This window comes from Kitasatospora sp. NPDC086801 (assembly GCF_044745805.1).
In the GTDB taxonomy this organism is placed as follows: Bacteria; Actinomycetota; Actinomycetes; order Streptomycetales; family Streptomycetaceae; genus Kitasatospora.
Map to the genome: position 1 here is coordinate 1 of NZ_JBIVAX010000001.1, position 19,218 is coordinate 19,218.

Genomic DNA, 19,218 nt, shown 5'->3' on the forward strand with positions numbered 1-19,218 from the left:
GACCTTATCCAACTCCCCAGGTGTCACACACCATCAACGCGGCACAGCCCCGCAGGACACGCCACCAGCGCGTACACCTGACCAAGCACTACTAGGCCCGAGAACTAGGCGCGAGAACTGGCCGCGAGAACTGGCCGCGAGAACTGGCCGCGAGAACTGGCCGCGAGGCCCGACCACGAGGACCGGCCGCAGGGCCTGACCGGGCGGGTCCGACCGGGCTCAGCTCTGCAGCGGCCCGAGGTTCAGCTTGTCGCCGTCCCGGGTGACGGCGTACTTCGGCAGCGGCTTGACCGCCGGCCCGTTGACCACCGCACCGGTGGCGGCGTCGAACCGGGAGCCGTGGCAGGGGCAGTACAGCTGGCCGTTCTTCGGGGCGTCGACCGCGCAGCCGGAGTGGGTGCACACCGAGGACAGGCCGCAGTACTGGCCCGCCTTGGGCTGCACGATGTAGACGGCGTCCCCGGTGGCCGGGTCCTTGACCTGGGCCGAGCCGCCGACCGGCACGCTCGCGGCGGCCACCGAGGGGGCCGGTCCGGCCGGTGCCGGGGTGGTCGACACCGGGGCCGCGGACTGCTTGGGCGCGGCCTGCTCGTCCCGGCCGAAGGTCCGGGTGAGCGAGCCGGTGAGCAGCCCGGCGCCGCCGATCGCGACGGCGGCGATCCCGCCGTCCACCAGCGCCCGGCGCTTGACGCGGTCCTCGTGCAGCCCGCGCCCCCGGTCCCGGCCGGCCCGCTGGGCGAGGTAGCCGTCCACCGACAGGTACGGGGTGCCGGCCAGCAGCAGCGGCGTCCAGGCCATCAGGTAGCCGAGGTCGTTGCCGAGGTAGTACGGCGAGACGCTCCAGCTGATGGACAGCCAGAGACTGAGGTTGATCAGCGCACCGCCGAGCGCCGCGACCCGGCCCCAGAGGCCGAGCAGGGTGCCGAGGCCGACCGCCAGCTCGCCGAAGGCGACGGCGAGCGCGAACAGGGTGGGCGCGTGCAGGGCGGTGCCGAGCAGGAAGGAGATCGGGCTGCCGCCCTTGGCCGCCTGGGTCTGCGAGACGAACGACGCCGGGTCGCCGGCCCCGGCCAGGTAGTGCGCGTCGGACAGCTTGTCGAGGGCGGCGTACACGAAGGTGAGGCCGAGGAAGAGCCGCAGCGGCAGCAGCGCGTACCGGGACGCGAACGCCCGCCACTGCACCGCCCGGTCGACCGGACCGGCCGCTCCCCCGTCGTCCGCTCCCCCGTCACCCGCCACGGAGTTGCCAGCCTCCGACATCGCTCACACCTTCCCTCACGGCCCGCCACTCCCTGACAGGTCCGGTCCGCATTCTGCCCGCTCCCGATCGCTTTCCGTGGGAGGTCCCACCCGGACGGCGGCCGCCGCACCGCGAACGGCCGCGCCGTCGTTCCCACCCAGGGGAACGACGGCGCGGCCGTTCAGCACCGGCTCAGCGGCCGGCGGGAGTGCTCACTCCCACTCGATGGTGCCCGGCGGCTTGCTGGTGACGTCGACGACGACGCGGTTCACGTCGCGGACCTCGTTGGTGATCCGGGTGGAGATCTTGGCCAGCACGTCGTACGGCAGGCGCGACCAGTCGGCGGTCATGGCGTCCTCGGACGAGACCGGGCGCAGCACGATCGGGTGACCGTAGGTGCGGCCGTCGCCCTGCACGCCCACGCTGCGCACGTCGGCGAGCAGCACGACCGGGCACTGCCAGATCTCGCGGTCCAGACCGGCCGCGGTCAGCTCCTCGCGGGCGATCGCGTCGGCGTCGCGGAGCAGGTCCAGCCGCTCCTGGGTGACCTCGCCGACGATCCGGATGCCCAGGCCCGGGCCCGGGAACGGCTGGCGCTGGACGATCTCCTCCGGCAGGCCCAGCTCCTGGCCGACCATCCGGACCTCGTCCTTGAACAGCTTGCGCAGCGGCTCGACCAGCTGGAACTGCAGGTCCTCCGGCAGGCCGCCGACGTTGTGGTGGGACTTGATGTTGGCGGTGCCGGTGCCGCCGCCGGACTCCACCACGTCCGGGTACAGGGTGCCCTGGACCAGGAAGTCGACCGACTCGCCGTGCTCGCCGGCCTCGGCGACGATCTCGGCCTGGGCCTGCTCGAAGACCCGGATGAACTCCCGGCCGATGATCTTGCGCTTCTCCTCGGGGTCGGTGACCCCCTTCAGCGCGTTCAGGAAGCGCTCCGCGGCGTCGACCACCTTCAGCTGCACGCCGGTGGCCGCCACGAAGTCCTTCTCGACCTGCTCGGTCTCGCCCTTGCGCATCAGGCCGTGGTCGACGTACACGCAGGTCAGCTGGGAGCCGATGGCCTTGTTGACCAGGGCGGCCGCGACCGCGGAGTCCACGCCGCCGGAGAGGCCGCAGATCGCGCGCTTCTCGCCGACCTGGGCGCGGATCAGCGCGACCTGCTCGTCGACCACGCTGCCGGTGGTCCAGGTCGGGGCGATGCCCGCGCCGCGGTAGAGGAAGTGCTCCAGGATCTGCTGGCCGTGGTCGGAGTGCAGCACCTCGGGGTGGTACTGGACGCCGTAGAGGCGGGCCTCGTCGTTCTCGAAGGCCGCGACCGGGACCACCGCGGTGGAGGCGGTGACGGTGAAGCCCTCCGGGGCGGCGGAGCAGGCGTCGCCGTGCGACATCCACACCGAGTGCTCCGCCGGAACGCCCTCGAACAGGGTGGAGCCGGTGCGGCTGACGGTCAGCGGGGTGCGGCCGTACTCGCGGGCGCCGGTGTTGTCGACCGTGCCGCCGAGGGTCTTGGCCATCAGCTGGAAGCCGTAGCACATGCCGAAGACCGGGACACCGGCCTCGAAGATCGCGCGGTCGAGCTGCGGCGCGCCCTCTTCGTAGACCGACGACGGACCGCCGGAGAGGATGATCGCCTTGGGGTTCTTGGCGAGCATCTCGGCGACCGGCATGCTGCTCGGCACGATCTCGCTGTAGACCCGCGCCTCACGCACCCGACGGGCGATGAGCTGGGCGTACTGGGCGCCGAAGTCGACCACCAGGACGGTGTCGTTGTCCGGCGCGGACTGGACGGGAATTGCAGAGGACACAGACGGCCTTCCGGCAGCGGTACGAGAGGTGTCACACCGAACCGCTTCCCCGGCGGGGGCCGCGGCGGCGACGGGTGGGGGTGTCTGGACACCGATTCTACCGGGCTGTCCGGTTTCACTCGTCTGCCCGTCCAAACGACCGTGACCGGGCGGGGCCGCCTTTCGTTGCTTCTGACGACCGTACGACCGCGCCGCGCCCGCCAGACGCGCCGCCTTCGCCCCGGCCAGGGGCGCCGCCGTACGGACTGCAGGACCACGCGTGGAGCTTCATCCCAGTCCACCGGCGCATGTGGCGCCACCGCCCCGGCCCCGCCGGGAGCGCGGCGCCGTGGGACCGTGCGCGGGTGCCGCGGCCGGACAGCAGGGGACAGCGACCCCGGCCGCGACTGGACCGAGAGGTGGGACGGCCGGTCCCCGGGGACGCCCGGGCCGGCCGTCGCACCCCCCACCGCGAGCCGGGCACGCCCGGGCGCACACCCTTTCCCGTCCCGCGCCGCTACGCGCGTCCCCGTGCGCGGCAGCGACTCACACCACTACGCACCGTGATCATCGACACCCCGCGTCGACACCCGCCCGCAACCGCCCGACGGGGCGGAACGAGGCCCGCACCCAGACCCGAGCCGCACCCGCGAGACGGCACCCGCACCAAATGCGCTGGGCCGAACTGTGCCGAATCGGTTGCAGAGCAAGCCCTTCGTCCAGCACGATGCTGCGTGGAAGCGGTTCTCCCGGCGGCCGACAGGCTCACCGTGGGGGCCCCGACCGATGCCGCCACCCTGTGCGGCGGCCCTGTACATCACCTCACGCTCCGTGAGCGAAGGCCCGGCGCAGACCTGCGCGCCGACCCGCCGCACCGTGAGCGTGCGCGCCCCGCACCACCGGCCACCCACGCCGGGCCGCGGCGGCGCGACCCCGAAGCCGACCGACCCGACGGCGCTCCTCCCCCGGCGCCGTCACCCCCAGCACCGGCGCAGCCCTGACGCCGCGTGCTGAGCGACAAAGGGCCCCGTTCCCCCGCGGGGCCCTTTGCCCTGTCCGGGCCGCTCCACCCTGGGCTGTTCGGCTCAGGACTGCTCGGCTCAGGGCCGCTCAGCTCAGGACCGCTCGACTCAGGACCGCTCGGCTCAGGACCGCTCGGCTCAGGGCCGCTCGGCTCAGGGCTGCCTGCGCCAGACGCTCGGATCGACCGGCTCCTCGGCCGCGCGCGCCGCGTCGGCCGGCACCCCCGGCGGCGGCACCAGCGGGGCATCGTCCGAGCCGACCACGTCGCCCACCCCCGCCCCGGGGGCGTACGGCTGCGGCTCCGGCGCGGCCCCGTACGGCACGCCCTGGTACGGCACGCCCCGGTACGGCGCGCCCTGCGGCGGTCCGGCCTCGTACGGCACCCCCGGCGGCGGCACCGCGCCGTACGGGGCCGCGCCGTGGGCGTCCTCGGTGGCCACCGCGCCCCGGCCCCGGACGGCCGCCAGCAGCGGCGGCACCAGCAGCGCGCCGATCGCCGCCCAGACCAGGTTGGCCACCAGCACGCTGACGAACCCCAGGCCGATCGAGGTCTCCCGGGACAGGTCCGTCCGGTCGACGAAGGTGCCCCACCCCGGCTGCGCGGAGGACGTCGAGGTCGTCATCAGCGCGCCGCCCACCGCCATCAGCGCGGTGAGCACCACGGCGTGGACGGCCGCCAGCCGGAGCCGGTCGGCCGCGTCCAGCCGCCGCCGGTACGCCGACCAGCCGAGGACAGCGGCCGTGGCCAGGGCCAGCAGGCCGGTCCAGCGCCAGTCGGCGGTCTGGTCGTGCAGGTCGAAGAAGGAGACCTCCACGCCGTCGGGGGTGTCCTGCCAGTCGCCGCCCGCCGCGCCGCTCACCCCGCTGAACGCCCGCAGGGTCGCCCCCGAGCCCAGGCCGAGCAGACCCAGACCGAGGTTGGGCAGGAAGGCCACCGAGGCCGGGGTCTGCCAGCCCCTGTCACTGTTGACGGCGACCAGCACGAAGCCCGTCACCGAGGCCAGGCCCAGCGACAGGGCCAGCACCCGGCCCGCCGTGAGCGCGGCGACCGCCCAGCCGCGCACCGCCCGGCTGCGCCAGGCGGCCCAGCGCAGCGCGTCGGTGCCGTAGACGGCGAAGGCCGTCAGCGCGGCGAGCAGGGCGGTCCAGCCGGTCGCCTCCAGCCAGCCGGAGTCCACGGTGTACGTCACCCCGACTGCGCGGCCGATGATGCCGGTGCGCTGCGGCTGCCAGGACGTCCCGCCGGCCAGCCCGAGCACCGCGGTCACCGCCGCCAGGACCACCGCGGTGCGCAGCGCCTCGCCCGCGGCCCGGCCCCGGGTCAGCTGGAGGCCGGCGGCCCGGCGGCGGCGAGCCCCGGCCCGCAGGCCGAGCCAGAGCGCCAGCGCCCACAGCACGGTGACCGTCAGCGGCACCGTCCGGAGCAGCGCGTCCATGCCCTCCGCGTCACCGCGCCGCAGCGAGCTGGTGTACCCCAGCTTGAACGGCGCGCCGAGCGCGCTCAGCGCCAGCGACAGGGCGGCACCGAAGCGCTCGCCGAACCCGGGCGCCCGGAACAGGTAGGTGTACTGGTAGTCGCTCGGGATCGCCACGATCAGCGCCGCCAGCAGCAACACGGCGGTCGGGGCGACGGCGGCCAGGAGCGCCGGGCGCCAGTCCGCGCCGACCAGCCGGCTCAGCGCGGTCGGCCGGCCGGCCCGCGGGTCGTACGGCTGTCCGGCACCCCAACTGCCCAGCGTGGGCGGGCCGGCGGTCGGCGGGTGGCCCGGGCCGTAGCCGGGCGGCAGCGGGGGCGGCGGCCCGTAGCCGGGCGGCGGCGGGTACCCGGGCGCGGCGGACGGCGGGCCGTACGCCGGCGGCGGCGGTACGGCGGGCGGTACAGCGGGCGGTACGGGCATGGTGGCCGTCGGCGGGGGCGGCGCCAGCGGCCGCCCGCACGAGACGCAGGCGGGCGCCCCTTCCACCGATGCCGCGCCGCACGATGCGCAGATGGCCATGGACCGGTTTCCCCCCGCTCGACGAGTTCCTGGTCCCCCCAGAAAGCCCGTTTATCCCATCGGATCCGAACGAATGTCAACCGGGTACCGGGCCAGACGGGTTGGCCCGCCGGGGCCCGTCGGGGCCCGCTCAGCCGCGCTTCTTCGGAACCTCCGGGACGGGCAGCAGCGGCAGTCGGAGCGCACCGAACGCGTCCTCCGGGACGGCCGGCCGGGCCGGCGCCACCGGGGCGACCCGCCGGTAGGCCTCGCCCTGGGCCGGGCGGCGGTCCGCCTCGCCCTTGTTGGGCCACATCGACAGGGCGCGCTCGGCCTGCGCGGTGATGGTCAGCGAGGGGTTCACCCCGAGGTTGGCGGAGACGGCCGCGCCGTCGACCACGCTGATCCCGGGGTGGCCGTACAGCCGGTGGTAGGGGTCGACCACGCCGGTCCCGGGGGCGTCGCCGATCGGGCAGCCGCCGAGGAAGTGGGCGGTCATCGGGATGTCGAAGATCTCGCCGGCGCTGCTGCCGGCGAAGCCGTTGATCTGCTCGGCCAGGGCCTGGGCGCCCTGTTCGGCGGCCGGTATCCAGGTCGGGTTGGGGGCGCCGTGGCCCTGGACGGAGGTGAGTCGGCTCTTGCCGAACAGGTCCTTCTTCAGCGAGACGGTGATCGAGTTGTCCAGCGACTGCATCACCAGACCGATGATCGTCTTCTCGGACCAGCGGTGCTGGTTCATCGAGCGGGCGAAGGTCACCGGGTGGCGCACCGACCCGCCCAGGTAGCGCAGCCAGCGCGGGGCCCGTCCACCGCCCTTGACCTGGGCCACCGACAGCGCGCCCATCGCGTTGGAGCCCTTGCCGTAGCGGACCGGCTCGATGTGGGTGCTGGCGTCCGGGTGGATCGAGGAGGTGATCGCCACGCCCTTGGTGAAGTCCGCCCGGGCGCCGTAGCGCCGGTCGGTGGTCTGCGCGCCCACCAGCGCCTCAGAGTTGGTGCGGGTCAGCTCGCCGAGCCGGGCGGAGATCCGGGGCAGGTGCCCCCCGTCGCGCATCCGGTGCAGCAGCGACTGGGTGCCGTACGTCCCGGCCGCGACCACCACCCGGGCGGCGGTGATGGTCCGCGCGCCCGCCTTCACCCGGTCGGTGCGGGAACGGGAGTCGGTCCGGCGCACGTCCACCGCGTAGCCGTGGTTCCCGTCCACGTCGGCCCACTCGCGGATCCGGGCCACCGTGGTGAGCGGGTGGATCTCGGCGCCGCCCCGCTCGGCCAGGTGCAGGTAGTTCTCGGTGAGCATGTTCTTGGCCCCGTGCCGGCAGCCGGTCATGCACTCGCCGCACTCCACGCAGGCCTTGCGGGCCGGCCCGGCGCCGCCGAAGTACGGGTCGGCGACCTCGTCCCCGGGCGCCGCCTTGGCCCTGCCGCCGGCGTCCTGGCCGTCCCCGAAGAAGACCCCGACCGGCGCCATGTGGAAGGTGTCGCCCACCCCCATCTGCTCGGCGGCGGCCTTGAGGTGCACGTCGGAGGGGGTGACGGTCGGGTTGAGCCGGACCCCGAGCATCCGCTGCGCCTGGTCGTAGAACGGCGCCAACTCCTCCTGCCAGTCGGTGATGTGGCGCCACTGGCGGTCCTCGAAGAAGGCCTTCGGCGGCACGTACAGGGTGTTGGCGTAGTTCAGCGAGCCGCCGCCGACCCCGGCGCCGGCCAGGATCAGCACATTGGCCAGCAGGTGGATCCGCTGGATGCCGTAGAGGCCGAGCTTCGGCGCCCACAGGTAGTTCGGCAGGTCCCAGGAGTTCCTGGGCAGTTCGTCCCGCTCGAAGCGCCGACCGGCTTCCAGGACGGCGACCCGGTAGCCCTTCTCGGTCAGCCGCAGCGCGGCGACCGAACCACCGAAGCCGGAGCCGACCACGACCACGTCGTAGTCGAACTCCGCCGCACCGCCGGACTCCACCATCTGCCACTGCTCCTTCGGGACGCGAACCTGAACTACGCTCCGACCACCGGGCCGGGCCACCGAGCCGGGCCACCGGGCCGGGCCGGCTACTTGAACCGCAGCGCCTTCAACACCCGCAGCCCGCCGGTCATCACCGCGGCGAACTGCCGGTCGTCCAGGCCGAACGAGGGCGCGATCGGCATCAGCCGCTGGGTCGCGACGGTCTGCGCCTCGGTGAAGCGCAGGATGCCCTCGGCGCCGTGCCGGCGGCCGAGCCCGGAGTCGCCCATGCCGCCCATCGGCGAGCCGATCGAACCGTACGCGGCCGCGTAGGCCTCGTTGACGTTGACCGTGCCGGTGCGCAGCCGGGCCCCGACCGCCCGGCCGCGCCGGGTGTCCCGGGTCCAGACGCTGGAGTTCAGGCCGTACGGCGTGGAGTTGGCGGCGGCCACCGCCTCGTCCTCGGTGTCGAAGCGGTAGACGGACACGACCGGGCCGAAGGTCTCCTCGCCGCAGACCGCCATGTCCGGGGTCACCCCGTCGAGGATGGTCGGCTCGAAGAAGTACGGGCCGAGGTCGGGCCGGGCCCGGCCGCCGGCCAGCACGGTGGCGCCCGCCTTGACCGCCTCCTCCACGTGCCGGGTGGTGGTCTCCAGCTGGCGGACCGAGACCAGCGAGCCCATGTCGGCGCCGTACGCGAGGCCGCCGCCGAGGCGCAGCGCCCGGGTGCGGGCGGCGAAGCGCTCCAGGAAGTCGTCGGCCACCGAGCGGTGCACCAGCAACCGCTCGATCGAGATGCACAGCTGCCCGGCGGAGGAGAAGCAGGCCCGGACGGCGCCCGCGGCGGCCCGGTCGAGGTCGGCGTCGGAGAGGACCAGCATGGCGTTCTTGCCGCCGAGTTCGAGCGAGGCGCCGACCAGCCGGGCGGCGGCGCGCTGGGCGACCTCGCGGCCGGTGCGGGTGGAGCCGGTGAACGAGACGTAGTCGGCGTGCTCCACCACGGCGGGGCCGATCACCGGGCCGTCGCCGATCACGACCTGCCACAGGTCGGCCGGCAGCCCGGCCTCGATCAGCAGCTCGCGGGCCCACAGCGCGGTCAGCGCGGTCTGCGTGTCCGGCTTGTTGACCACGGCGTTGCCGGCCACGAAGGCGGGCAGGATGTCGCCGACGGACAGCTCCAGCGGGTAGTTCCAGGGCGAGATGTGGCCGACCACGCCCTTGGGGCGGCGGGCCTCGACCACGTGGGTGAGCACCGGCAGCGCCCCGCCGCGCCGCTTGTCCCGGAGGTAGCCGTGCGCGGCCCGCCCGTAGTGCCGGGCGGCCATGGCGACGGCCAGCACCTCCTCGAAGGCGTGCAGCCGGGCCTTGCCGGTCTCGGCCTGGACGAGGTCCAGCACCTCGTCCTGCCGCTTGAGCAGCAGGTCGTGGAAGCGCAGCAGGACGGCGGCGCGGCGGCGCACCGGCAGCGCGGCCCAGGCCGTCTGGGCGCGGCGGGCCAGCTCGAAGGCGACCTCGACGTCGGCCGGGGTGGACTGCGGCAGGCTCGCCAGCCGCTCGCCGGTCAGCGGGGCGACGGTCTCCACCAGGCTGGGCTCGCCGGTGGCGGTGACGCCGGCGGCCAGCCGGGCGACCAGGGACGGCGGGACGGCCGCCGCGACGGTCCGGCCGCCGCCGGGAGCGGGCGGGTTTCCGGTCGCGGGGTGCTCGGTGGCCACTGCGTCTGCTGTGAGGTCCGACATACGGCGCAGCCTAGGCGCTCGGCAGCCGGTCCGGTACCCGTCGGTAACAAGAATCTGCCGCAGCCGGGTGGAGCGGGCGTGCCCCGGTCAGCGGGTCGGCGAGAACCCCGGTCAGCGGGTCGGCGAGAAGTAGTGCAGCACCGCGTTGAAGCGCTGCTCCGCCTCGTTCCACTCGTTGCCCCGATCCGGGCTGGACGAGTAGATCGCGTAGCTGGTGCCGTCGTCGTCGATGAACTCGGCCTCGACCGCCCGGCGCCGGCCGCCCTCCTTGGCGGCGTAGCTGAACTCCCAGACGGCCGCCTCGTGGCCGTTCACCGCGACGCCGGTCATCTTGTGCTGCTTGTACTCCTTCAGCGTCTTGGAGACGGTGGTCTCCATCTGCCGCAGGTGGTCCAGCGGCTTGACCGACTGGCCGACGGTGACCGCGAACTGCAGGTAGTGCACCTTGTTGTCGGGGCTGTAGTAGATCTGGTTGTCGGACGTGGCACTGCGCTGCCAGGCCGGGGCGCCCGAGGGCAGCGGGAAGCGGAAGCCGGCCGGGTCGTCGACCCAGTGGTAGCCGCTGGGCGCCGCCGGTCCTTGGCTGGCGTCACTGCTCGGGCCCGGGCTGGCCTCGCTGGCCGGTCCCGAGCCGGCGGAGGCGGTCGGGACGGACGCGTCGGACGTGGGGGCGGCGGTGTGCCGGGTGGCGAGGAAGGTCGCGCCGGCCGCCAGCAGGCCGACGGCCACCGCGATCGCGACGATCTTCAGGGTGCTGCGGCGCCTGGCCGGTCCGCGCGCGGGCGTGACGGGGTGCGCCACCGGCGCGACCCCGGCCGTGGGCGCCGTCGTCTCGGCGGCCACGCCCCCGGTGGCCGCCGGGACGGCCCCCGAACGCACTCCGGTCGGCTCCTCGGCCTTCTCCTCCGCCGTACCCGGCGCGGCCTCCTCCTGGTCCTCCTCCGTCACCGGGCGCTCGCTGCGGTCCACCACCGGCACCGACTGGGTGGGCGCGCGCAGCGGCGCGACCGACTTCAGGCCGAGCGTGTGCCCGGCCTGAACCTCGGCCAGCATCCGGGCGGCCTCGTCCGCGTTCGGCCGCTCGGTCGGGTCCTTGGCCATCAGAGCGGCCAGCACCGGGCCCAGCGGCCCGGCCCGACGCGGCTCCGGCAGCGGCTCGCCCACCACCGCGGCCAGCGTGGTGATCGGCGAGGTCCGGCGGAACGGCGACTGGCCCTCCACCGCGGCGTACAGCGTCGCCCCGAGGCCCCACAGGTCGGAGGCCGGCCCGGGCCGCTCGCCCTGGGCGAGCTCCGGCGCCAGGTAGTCCGGCGAGCCGACCAGGTCGCCCGGCCGGGTCAGCTCGGCCGAGCCCTCGTACGTCGCGATGCCGAAGTCCAGCAGCACCACCCGCCCGGTGCCGCGCTCCAGCAGCACGTTGGCCGGCTTCACGTCCCGGTGCAGGACGCCGAGTTGGTGGCCGCGGTGCAGCGCGGCGAGCACCTGGCTGCCGACCTCGGCGACGGCGCGCGGCTGCAGGGTGCCGTCCTGGCTGATCACGTCGGCCAGCGAGCGGCCGTCCACCAGCTCCATCACGATCCACGGCCGGCCGTCCTGCTCCAGCACGTCGTGCACCGTGATCACGCCGGGGTGCTTGATCCGGGCGGCCGCGCTGGCCTCCCGCTTCATCCGGGCGTGCAGGATCTGCAGCTCGTCCTCGGGCAGGTGGTTGACGGTCAGTTCCTTGACCGCGACCTCACGGTTCAGCATCCGGTCCCAGGCCCGCCAGACGGTCCCCATCCCGCCCCGGCCGAGCCGCTCGCCCAGCTCGTACCGCCCGGCCAGCAGCCGCTCCGTCTCGGCCGTCTCCGGCCGGTCCTGCACGCCCATCGGCGACCACTCCCCCTCACATCCGTCTGCCGTCACAGCGACGGAGGGCCTGGTGCAGACCACTGTTCGAACAAATCCCACGCACACATTAGGCGCACCTTGCCAGCCCCGGTAATCACGCTCACCCGTCGGACCGGCGGCCCGGGACGCGCCGGGGCCGTCAGCCTGCGAACAGCACCACCGCGGCCACCCCCAGCACCAGCAGCAGGAACACGCCCCCCACCAGCAGCGGGCCCAGCAGCACCGGGGGTATCCGCGGCGGCCGCGCCTCGTCCGGCCGCCCGGTGCCCGCGCCGGTGCCCGCGCCCACGACGGCCTCCAGCCGCCCTTCCCCGCCACCCCACCCGCGCCGGCGCCGCACCAGCGGGCCGTCCGGTCTCAGCACCAGCGCCCGCGCCGCCCGCTCCTCGTCGGCCGGCTCCGGCGCGCCCGCGAGCAGCGCCGCCAGCTCCCGGCGGGCCTCCTCGGCGGTCGGCCGCAGCGAGGGGTCGGGCTGCAACAGCCGCTCGACCAGCGGCGCCAGCGGCCCGCAGACCGCCGCGGGCTCCCGCCGCCCGTCCCGGACCGCCGACACCAGCTCCGGTACGCCCCCGTCCGGGAACGGCGAGCGTCCGGTGACCAGCCGCTGCACCAGCACCCCGAGCGCCCAGCAGTCGCCCGCCGGACCGCCGTCCAGCGGCCAGCGCTCCGCCACCGGCCCGACCAGGGTGGCCCGCACGTCGTACCGGCGGCGCCCGCCCGGGCCGCCGAGGTCCTCGGCCAGCGCCTCCTCCGCGACCCCGGACAGCAGCCCGCCGAGCATCGCCGCGCCGTCCTCGCAGACCAGCACGGACTCGGCGGTCAGGTTCCCGTGGACGAGCCCGTCCTCGTGCAGCGCCCGCAGCGCGCCGGCCAGGTCCGCGGCCAGCTCGGCCGCCCGGTAGGGCGGCACCGGCCCGGCCGCCGCCAGGTCGGCCAGCGTCATGGCGCCCGGCCGCTCCTCCACCGTCCACAGCAGTTCGCCCTCGACGAAGGCCCCGAGCCCGCGCAGCAGCCGGGGGTGCCTGGTCGGCGCGGACGAGCCGACCGCCGCCACCCGGCGGACCAGCCGGTCGGCGTGCGCGGGCACCTCGCCGTCCAGGTCCTGACCGGCGGTCAGCAGCGTCGGCAGTTCCAGGGCGCGCAGCAGCACCGACTCCCCGGTGCGGTCGTCCACCGCCAGGGCCCGCAGGAGTTCGGGACGGTCCGTCAGCCGGTACCGCCCCGCCAGCAACTGCCCTGGGCCGCCTCGCATGCCAGTTCCTCTCGCTCACCGAGCAGCCTACTGAGCGGCTCCTTTACGCTCGGTCCCATGGACTGGACCGATCTGATCGACACCGCCTTCAAGGTGGCGGGGAACAACAGCCAAGCCAATCAGGCCGAGGCCGTGCGCACGGTCGAGGCGGCCGTCATCGACGGCGAGAATCCGGTCGCCTCGACGGCTGGGCGCCATCCCGACCACTTCCGCAAGGGCGTGCTCGTCCTCACCACCCACCGGCTGCTCTTCCTCAAGGACGGAAAACCGCCGGTCCCGGTTCCGCTTACGGCGGTCACGGACGCGACCGTGGCCAGGACCAAACTCAACGGCGACGTGCTCACCGTCGTCGCCCTGACCGGCTCGCACCGGTTCGAGGACGTGGCCAAGGCCGACGTCTTCGCCGAGCAGGTCCGGGCGGCCGCCCGGCTCGCCCGCAAGGCCGCGTCCACCGCCCGGCCGGCGGCCGAGGCCGCCCCCGCCGACCTCAGCGCGGGCGACCAACTCCTCGGCCAGCTGGAGCGGTTGGCCGCCCTGCACGCCTCCGGTGCGCTCACCGACGAGGAGTTCAGCCGGGCCAAGGCCCGCCTGATCGGCTAGGCCCGGCCTGGCTCCGTCGCCTACGGCGCGGGCTGGAAGCTGGCGAAGGCCGTGTCCCGCGCCTGGGAGTCGGCCGGGGAGCCCCAGTCCGCGTCCGGGGTGATCCAGTAGATCGCGTAGCCGTACTTGGCCGGGTCCCCGGTGACGAAGCCGCGGTTGAGCGAGTGCATGCGCGGCGTGCCGCTGATCCACTCCCAGTCGGCCGCGTTGCTCCACTGCCGGTAGTTGATCGCGGCCAGGTTGACCCGCTGATAGTTGGTGACCTTCGAGCGCAGGCCCGGCTCGGAGTCCTGCCAGTCGGCGACGGCGCTGGGACCGGGGCTGGTGGTCCACTCGATGGTCAGGGTACTGCCATTGCCCTTGAAGATCCGGCGGACGTTCTCCGAACCGGCCGGCTGGAGCCAGTCCGGCAGGACGACCGAGAAGCCGGTCGGGTCCTTGTACTCGTGGTAACCGGCCGGCACGGCGGCACCCGACGGGGTCGGGCTCTGCGCGGGGGTGGTGGCGGGCGAGCCGGCGGCCGGCGGGTTGGCCGCAGCGGCGCCGGGCGTGTCGGCGGCCGGCGTGTCGGTGGCCGGCTTGTCCGGGGACGGCTTGTCGGTGCCCGGCACCGGCTCCGCCGCCGGGACGGAGGCGGCCGGGGGCCCGCTCGGCCCGGTCTCGGAGCCGGTCGCGGCCGGCGAGGTGGCACCCGCGCCGTTCGCCGACGAGTCGTCCCCGTTGCCGACGGCCTGGAGCACCGCGACCACCCCGGCGATCAGCAGCAGGACCAGCACCACGGTGACCACGGCCAGCCGCCGCCGTCCGTTGCGCGGGTCGGCACCGGCCGCCTGCGTGGCACCCAGGGTCCACTCGCTGGTCACCGGCCGGATCGGCTCGGCCGCCGGATCTGGGGCCGAACCCGAACCCGAAGTCGAGCCCGTCCCCGAAGCCGGGTCCGGGTCCGGGGACGAAGCAGACCCGGGCGCCGGCTCCGCCACGGCGGCGGGCTCCTCGTCCTTGGCCCGGCTGCCCACCCGGACGGTCCCCAGCAGCCCGCCGATGGACCGCTTGCGGCCCTCCTCGGCCTTGGCCGGGGCCTCCTCGGGCTCCGCGGCGGCGGTCGGCCGCTCGACCTGCATCGCGTGCTCGGTGGTCGACTCGGCCTTCGCGGTGGCCTCCGCGACGACCCGCTTCAGCATCGACCGGGTCTGCGAGGCGTCCAGCCGCTCGGCCGGGTCCTTGGCGAGCAGCCCCTCGATCACCGGCTGCAGCGCCCCGGCGTTGACCGGGGCGGTCAGGTCCTCGGTCATCACCGCGGTCAGGGTGGCCAGCGCCGAGCCCCGGTCGTACGGCGGCCGGCCCTCGACCATCGCGTACAGCGTGCCGCCCAGCGACCACAGGTCGGCCGGCGGCCCGGGCTTCTGCCCGCGGGCCCGCTCCGGGGATATGTACGAGGGCGCGCCGACCAGCATGCCGGTGGAGGTGACCGAGGCGTCGCCCTCCACGCTGGCGATGCCGAAGTCGGTGAGCACGACCCGGCCGTCGTCGCCGATCAGCACGTTGGACGGCTTGACGTCCCGGTGCAGGATGCCCAGCGCGTGCGCGGCGCTCAGCACGCCGAGGACGTCGAGCGCGATCTCGGCGGCCCGGGCGGGGGCCAGCGGCCCGTCCTCCCGGATGACGTCGGCCAGCGAGCGGGACTCGACCAGCTCCATGACGATCCACGGCCGGTCGTCCTCGTCGACCACGTCGAAGACGGTGACCGCCGAGTTGTGCCGGATCCGCGCGGTGGCCTTGGCCTCGCGCAGCGTCCGGACGATCAGCCGGTGCTTCTCCTCCTCCTCGACGCTGGCGTTCATCCGCAGTTCCTTGACCGCGACGGTCCGCCCCAGCATCTCGTCCTCGGCGCGCCAGACGGTGCCCATACCGCCGCGCCCGAGCACGCCGTTCAGCCGGTAGCGGCCGGCCAGGAGGCGGCCGGTGGAACCCTGCGCCTGGGTCATTCGGAACGTTCCCCCATGTGCTGCCGGCGGTCGTGGTGACGGCGTGTCGGCCCGGCCTCAGGCCCGAACACCCAAGTGTCCATCATCCCCTGTCCCCGGGGGCCGGGACCACCCGGCCCCCGGACCCGATCCGGGACGTACCGGATCGGGTTCGGCACTCCGTGCCCGATCTGTGATCGAAAACTCGCCAAGATCCGGCCGGAGCGCTGCTACCGTTCGGCAGCTCATCGTCTTTCCGGGGGGAACCGACGCCCATGACCGCACCCGCACCGGGCACTGACGGCCAGTCGGGCCGGCCGCGCACCGCCCAGCACTACTCGGTCGCCCCCACCCTGGACTCCCCCGAGGGCTACGTCGCGCCCGGTATGCCCGGTGTCCCGGTGGCCGGATACGTCCCCACCGTCCGCTCCCACCGGACGGGCGCGCGCCGCCGCACCGCCCTGGCGGTCGCCCTCGCCGTCCTCGCCATGCTGCTCGGCGGCCTGGCCTACGGCTGCGCGCCGGCCCGGGCCGCGGACAGCCTCGGCTGGCTGGCCATCGCCCTCGCCGCCCTGGTCGCCTTACCGCTCGGCCGGCTCGGCGGCCGCAGCCGGGTGCTGCCGATGCTCGGCGCGGCGCTCGCGGCCTGCGCACTGCTGCTCGGCCAACTGACCTGCCAGCTCCGCCGGGTGCACGCGGCCGGCCCCGGCCCGCGCGGTCTGCCGCACGACGCCCTGGCGCACTGGCGCGCCGAACTGCGCGCGCTCGACCTCGCCTTCTACGGCATCGCCCTGGTCGGCGGCTTCCTCCTCACCCGCCGCACCGCCGACCGCGGCTGAGCCCGGTCCGGGCAGCCCGAAGCCCCCGCCGGCGGAACCGACGGGGGCCTTCACCACGAGGCGTCTCAGCGGTGGTTGAGCGCCGGGTTGACGGTCACCTCGACCCGCTGGAACTCCTTGAGCTCGGTGTAGCCGGTGGTGGCCATCGCGCGGCGCAGCGCGCCGAACAGGTTCATGGTGCCGTCGGGGGTGTGCGAGGGACCGGTCAGGATCTCCTCGGTGGTGCCGACCGTGCCGAGGTCCACCCGCTTGCCGCGCGGCAGCTCCTCGTGGACGGCCTCCATGCCCCAGTGGAAGCCCTTGCCGGGCGCGTCGGTGGCGCGGGCCAGCGCGGCACCGATCATCACCGCGTCGGCGCCGCAGGCGACGGCCTTCGGGATGTCGCCGCTGTAGCCGACGCCACCGTCCGCGATCACGTGCACGTAGCGGCCGCCGGACTCGTCCATGTAGTCGCGGCGGGCGGCGGCCACGTCGGCGACGGCGGTGGCCATCGGCACCTGGATGCCGAGGACGCCCCGGGTGGTGTGGGCGGCGCCGCCGCCGAAGCCGACCAGCACGCCGGCCGCGCCGGTGCGCATCAGGTGCAGGGCCGCGGTGTAGGTGGCGCAGCCGCCGACGATCACCGGGACGTCCAGCTCGTAGATGAACTGCTTGAGGTTGAGCGGCTCGGCGCCGCTGGACACGTGCTCGGCCGAGACGGTGGTGCCGCGGATGACGAAGACGTCGACGCCCGCGTCCACGACGGCCTTGGAGAACTCGGCGGTGCGCTGCGGCGAGAGCGCGGCGGCGGTGACCACGCCGGAGTCGCGGACCTCCTGGATCCGCTGCTTGATCAGCTCGGCGCGGATCGGCGCCGCGTAGATCTCCTGCAGGCGGCGGGTCGCGGCGGCCTCGTCAGTGATCGTGGCGATCTCGTCGAGCAGCGGCTGCGGGTCCTCGTAGCGGGTCCAGAGGCCTTCCAGGTTCAGCACGCCGAGGCCGCCGAGGCGGCCGATGGCGATGGCCTGCTGCGGCGAGACCACGCTGTCCATCGGAGCGGCCAGGAACGGCAGCTCGAAGCGGTAGGCATCAATCTGCCAGGCGATCGAGACCTCCTTCGGGTCCCGGGTACGACGGCTGGGGACGACGGCGATGTCGTCGAAGGAGTACGCCCGGCGGCCGCGCTTGCCTCGCCCGATCTCGATCTCAGTCACTTCGAGCCCTTCTGATGTGTTGCTCATGCCCGCCGGGTCACCCCGGCCGCCCCATTATCCCGCACCCTGCGAACGCACGCCCCCGCCCCCGGGCGTGCCGAGGGGCCCGCCGCCGCGGTGCGGTGACGGACCCCTGTGCTTCGGCTGCTCAGCGGTTGGAGTAGTTCGGCGCCTCGACGGTCATCTGGATGTCGTGCGGGTGGCTCTCCTTGAGGCCCGCCGAGGTGATCCGGACGAAGCGGCCCTTGCTCTCCATCTCGGCGATGGTGGCGGCGCCGACGTAGCCCATGGTCTGGCGCAGGCCGCCGACCAGCTGGTGCAGCACGGCCGACAGCGGGCCGCGGTAGGGCACCTGGCCCTCGATGCCCTCGGGGACGAGCTTGTCGTCCGAGGCCACCTCGGCCTGGAAGTAGCGGTCCTTGGAGTACGAGCGACCCTGGCCGCGGGACTGCATGGCGCCCAGCGAGCCCATGCCGCGGTAGGACTTGAACTGCTTGCCGTTGATGAACATCAGCTCGCCCGGGGACTCCTCGCAGCCGGCCAGCAGCGAGCCCAGCATCACGGTGTCGGCGCCGGCGGCCAGCGCCTTGCCGATGTCGCCGGAGTACTGCAGGCCGCCGTCGCCGATGACCGGCACGCCGGCCGCCTGGCAGGCCACCGCGGCCTCGTAGATGGCGGTGATCTGCGGGACGCCGATGCCGGCGACCACACGGGTGGTGCAGATGGAGCCGGGGCCGACGCCGACCTTGACGCCGTCCACACCGGCGTCGATCAGCGCCTGGGCGCCGTCGCGGGTGGCCACGTTGCCGCCGACCACGTCGATCCCGACGGCCGACTTGATCTTCCCGATCCAGGCCAGCGCGTTGTGGCTGTGGCCGTGCGAGGTGTCCACGACCAGGAAGTCCGCGCCGGCCTCGACCAGGGCCTGGGCCCGGTCGAACGCCTCGGCGCTGGCACCGACGGCGGCACCGACCAGCAGACGGCCCTCGGCGTCCTTGGCGGCGTTCGGGTACTGCTCGGCCTTGACGAAGTCCTTGACGGTGATCAGGCCCTTGATCCGGCCCTCGTCGTCGACCAGCGGGAGCTTCTCGATCTTGTGGCGGCGCAGCAGCGCCATCGCGTCCACGCCGGAGATGCCGACCTTGCCGGTGATCAGCGGCATCGGGGTCATGATCTCGCGGACCTGGCGGCTGCGGTCCGACTCGAAGGCCATGTCACGGTTGGTGACGATGCCGAGCAGCTTGCCGGCCTCGTCCGCGATCGGCACGCCGGAGATCCGGAACTTGGCGCACAGCGCGTCGGCCTCGGCCAGCGTGGTGTCCGGGCCGACCGTGATCGGGTCGGTGACCATGCCGGACTCGGAGCGCTTCACCAGGTCGACCTGGTTGGCCTGGTCCTCGACCGACAGGTTGCGGTGCAGCACGCCGACGCCGCCCTGGCGGGCCATCGAGATCGCCATCCGCGCCTCGGTGACCTTGTCCATCGCGGCGGAGAGCAGCGGGATGTTGACGCGCACGTTCCGGGAGACCCGCGAGGAGGTGTCGACCTGGTTCGGCAGCACCGCGGAGGCCCCGGGCAGCAGCAGGACGTCATCGAACGTGAGCCCGAGCATGGCGAACTTCTCGGGTACGCCTGCGGCGTTGTAAGACATTTGGGGGGTACCTTCCGTGGCCGGCCTAATCCGCTCACGCCCTGAGGGTGGGGGCGCGTTCATCGCTCACTCGCAGCAGACCGCCGAAGCCGGGTGGTTTTGGAGGAACCTCCAGGGGAACCCCGCGC

At 74.3% G+C, this 19,218-nt stretch carries 12 protein-coding genes; 2 read left to right on the forward strand and 10 right to left on the reverse strand.

The genetic code is table 11. From position 1 onward, the window contains the following. Positions 1-219 precede the first annotated feature (219 nt). The 7 genes from ACIPLC_RS00005 to ACIPLC_RS00035 form a co-directional block, all read right to left on the reverse strand. Positions 220-1,260: a ubiquinol-cytochrome c reductase iron-sulfur subunit gene (locus ACIPLC_RS00005; RefSeq protein WP_400469026.1), complete on the reverse strand. Its 1,041-nt coding sequence runs from the start codon at positions 1,258-1,260 to the stop codon at positions 220-222. Positions 1,261-1,452: 192 nt separating this feature from the next. Then, complete coding sequence (gene guaA, locus ACIPLC_RS00010; protein WP_400469029.1) at positions 1,453-3,048, reverse strand: glutamine-hydrolyzing GMP synthase; 1,596 nt, start codon at positions 3,046-3,048, stop codon at positions 1,453-1,455. A 1,154-nt stretch (positions 3,049-4,202) separates the two neighbouring features. Continuing rightward, positions 4,203-5,948 carry a hypothetical protein gene (locus ACIPLC_RS00015; protein WP_400469031.1) on the reverse strand — a complete coding sequence of 582 codons (1,746 nt, stop codon included), beginning with the start codon at positions 5,946-5,948 and terminating at the stop codon, positions 4,203-4,205. Between the two features lie 229 nt (positions 5,949-6,177). Next, entirely contained in the window at positions 6,178-7,983 is a 1,806-nt protein-coding gene (locus tag ACIPLC_RS00020) for a GMC oxidoreductase (RefSeq protein WP_400469034.1), read from the reverse strand. A gap of 86 nt (positions 7,984-8,069) precedes the next feature. Then, a complete protein-coding gene (locus ACIPLC_RS00025; protein WP_400469037.1) occupies positions 8,070-9,701 on the reverse strand; it encodes a succinic semialdehyde dehydrogenase in 1,632 nt (543 codons plus the stop codon). 111 nt (positions 9,702-9,812) lie between these two features. After that, the gene (locus ACIPLC_RS00030; protein ID WP_400469040.1) at positions 9,813-11,570 is read right to left on the reverse strand and encodes a protein kinase; all 1,758 of its coding nucleotides are present in this window, start codon (positions 11,568-11,570) and stop codon (positions 9,813-9,815) included. Positions 11,571-11,730: 160 nt separating this feature from the next. Next, on the reverse strand, positions 11,731-12,843 hold the full coding sequence (locus ACIPLC_RS00035) for a protein kinase (RefSeq protein WP_400469042.1): 1,113 nt from the start codon (positions 12,841-12,843) through the stop codon (positions 11,731-11,733). Between the two features lie 57 nt (positions 12,844-12,900). Between ACIPLC_RS00035 and ACIPLC_RS00040 the strand changes: the two genes are divergently transcribed. Next, complete coding sequence (locus ACIPLC_RS00040; RefSeq protein ID WP_400469045.1) at positions 12,901-13,443, forward strand: SHOCT domain-containing protein; 543 nt, start codon at positions 12,901-12,903, stop codon at positions 13,441-13,443. A 20-nt stretch (positions 13,444-13,463) separates the two neighbouring features. On the opposite strand, the gene ACIPLC_RS00045 is transcribed toward ACIPLC_RS00040, so the two are convergent. Continuing rightward, complete coding sequence (locus ACIPLC_RS00045; RefSeq protein ID WP_400469047.1) at positions 13,464-15,428, reverse strand: protein kinase; 1,965 nt, start codon at positions 15,426-15,428, stop codon at positions 13,464-13,466. A 254-nt stretch (positions 15,429-15,682) separates the two neighbouring features. Here ACIPLC_RS00045 and ACIPLC_RS00050 point away from each other — a divergent pair, with 254 nt between their 5' ends. Next, positions 15,683-16,246, forward strand: a complete 564-nt coding sequence (locus ACIPLC_RS00050; protein WP_400469050.1) for a hypothetical protein — start codon at positions 15,683-15,685, stop codon at positions 16,244-16,246. A 65-nt stretch (positions 16,247-16,311) separates the two neighbouring features. Here ACIPLC_RS00050 and ACIPLC_RS00055 read toward each other — a convergent pair whose 3' ends face one another. Together ACIPLC_RS00055 and guaB are read right to left on the reverse strand one after the other, a co-directional pair. Continuing rightward, a complete protein-coding gene (locus tag ACIPLC_RS00055; protein WP_063348999.1) occupies positions 16,312-17,439 on the reverse strand; it encodes a GuaB3 family IMP dehydrogenase-related protein in 1,128 nt (375 codons plus the stop codon). Positions 17,440-17,587: 148 nt separating this feature from the next. Next, the gene (guaB, locus tag ACIPLC_RS00060; protein ID WP_363618013.1) at positions 17,588-19,090 is read right to left on the reverse strand and encodes an IMP dehydrogenase; all 1,503 of its coding nucleotides are present in this window, start codon (positions 19,088-19,090) and stop codon (positions 17,588-17,590) included. Between the last annotated feature and the right edge of the window lie 128 nt (positions 19,091-19,218).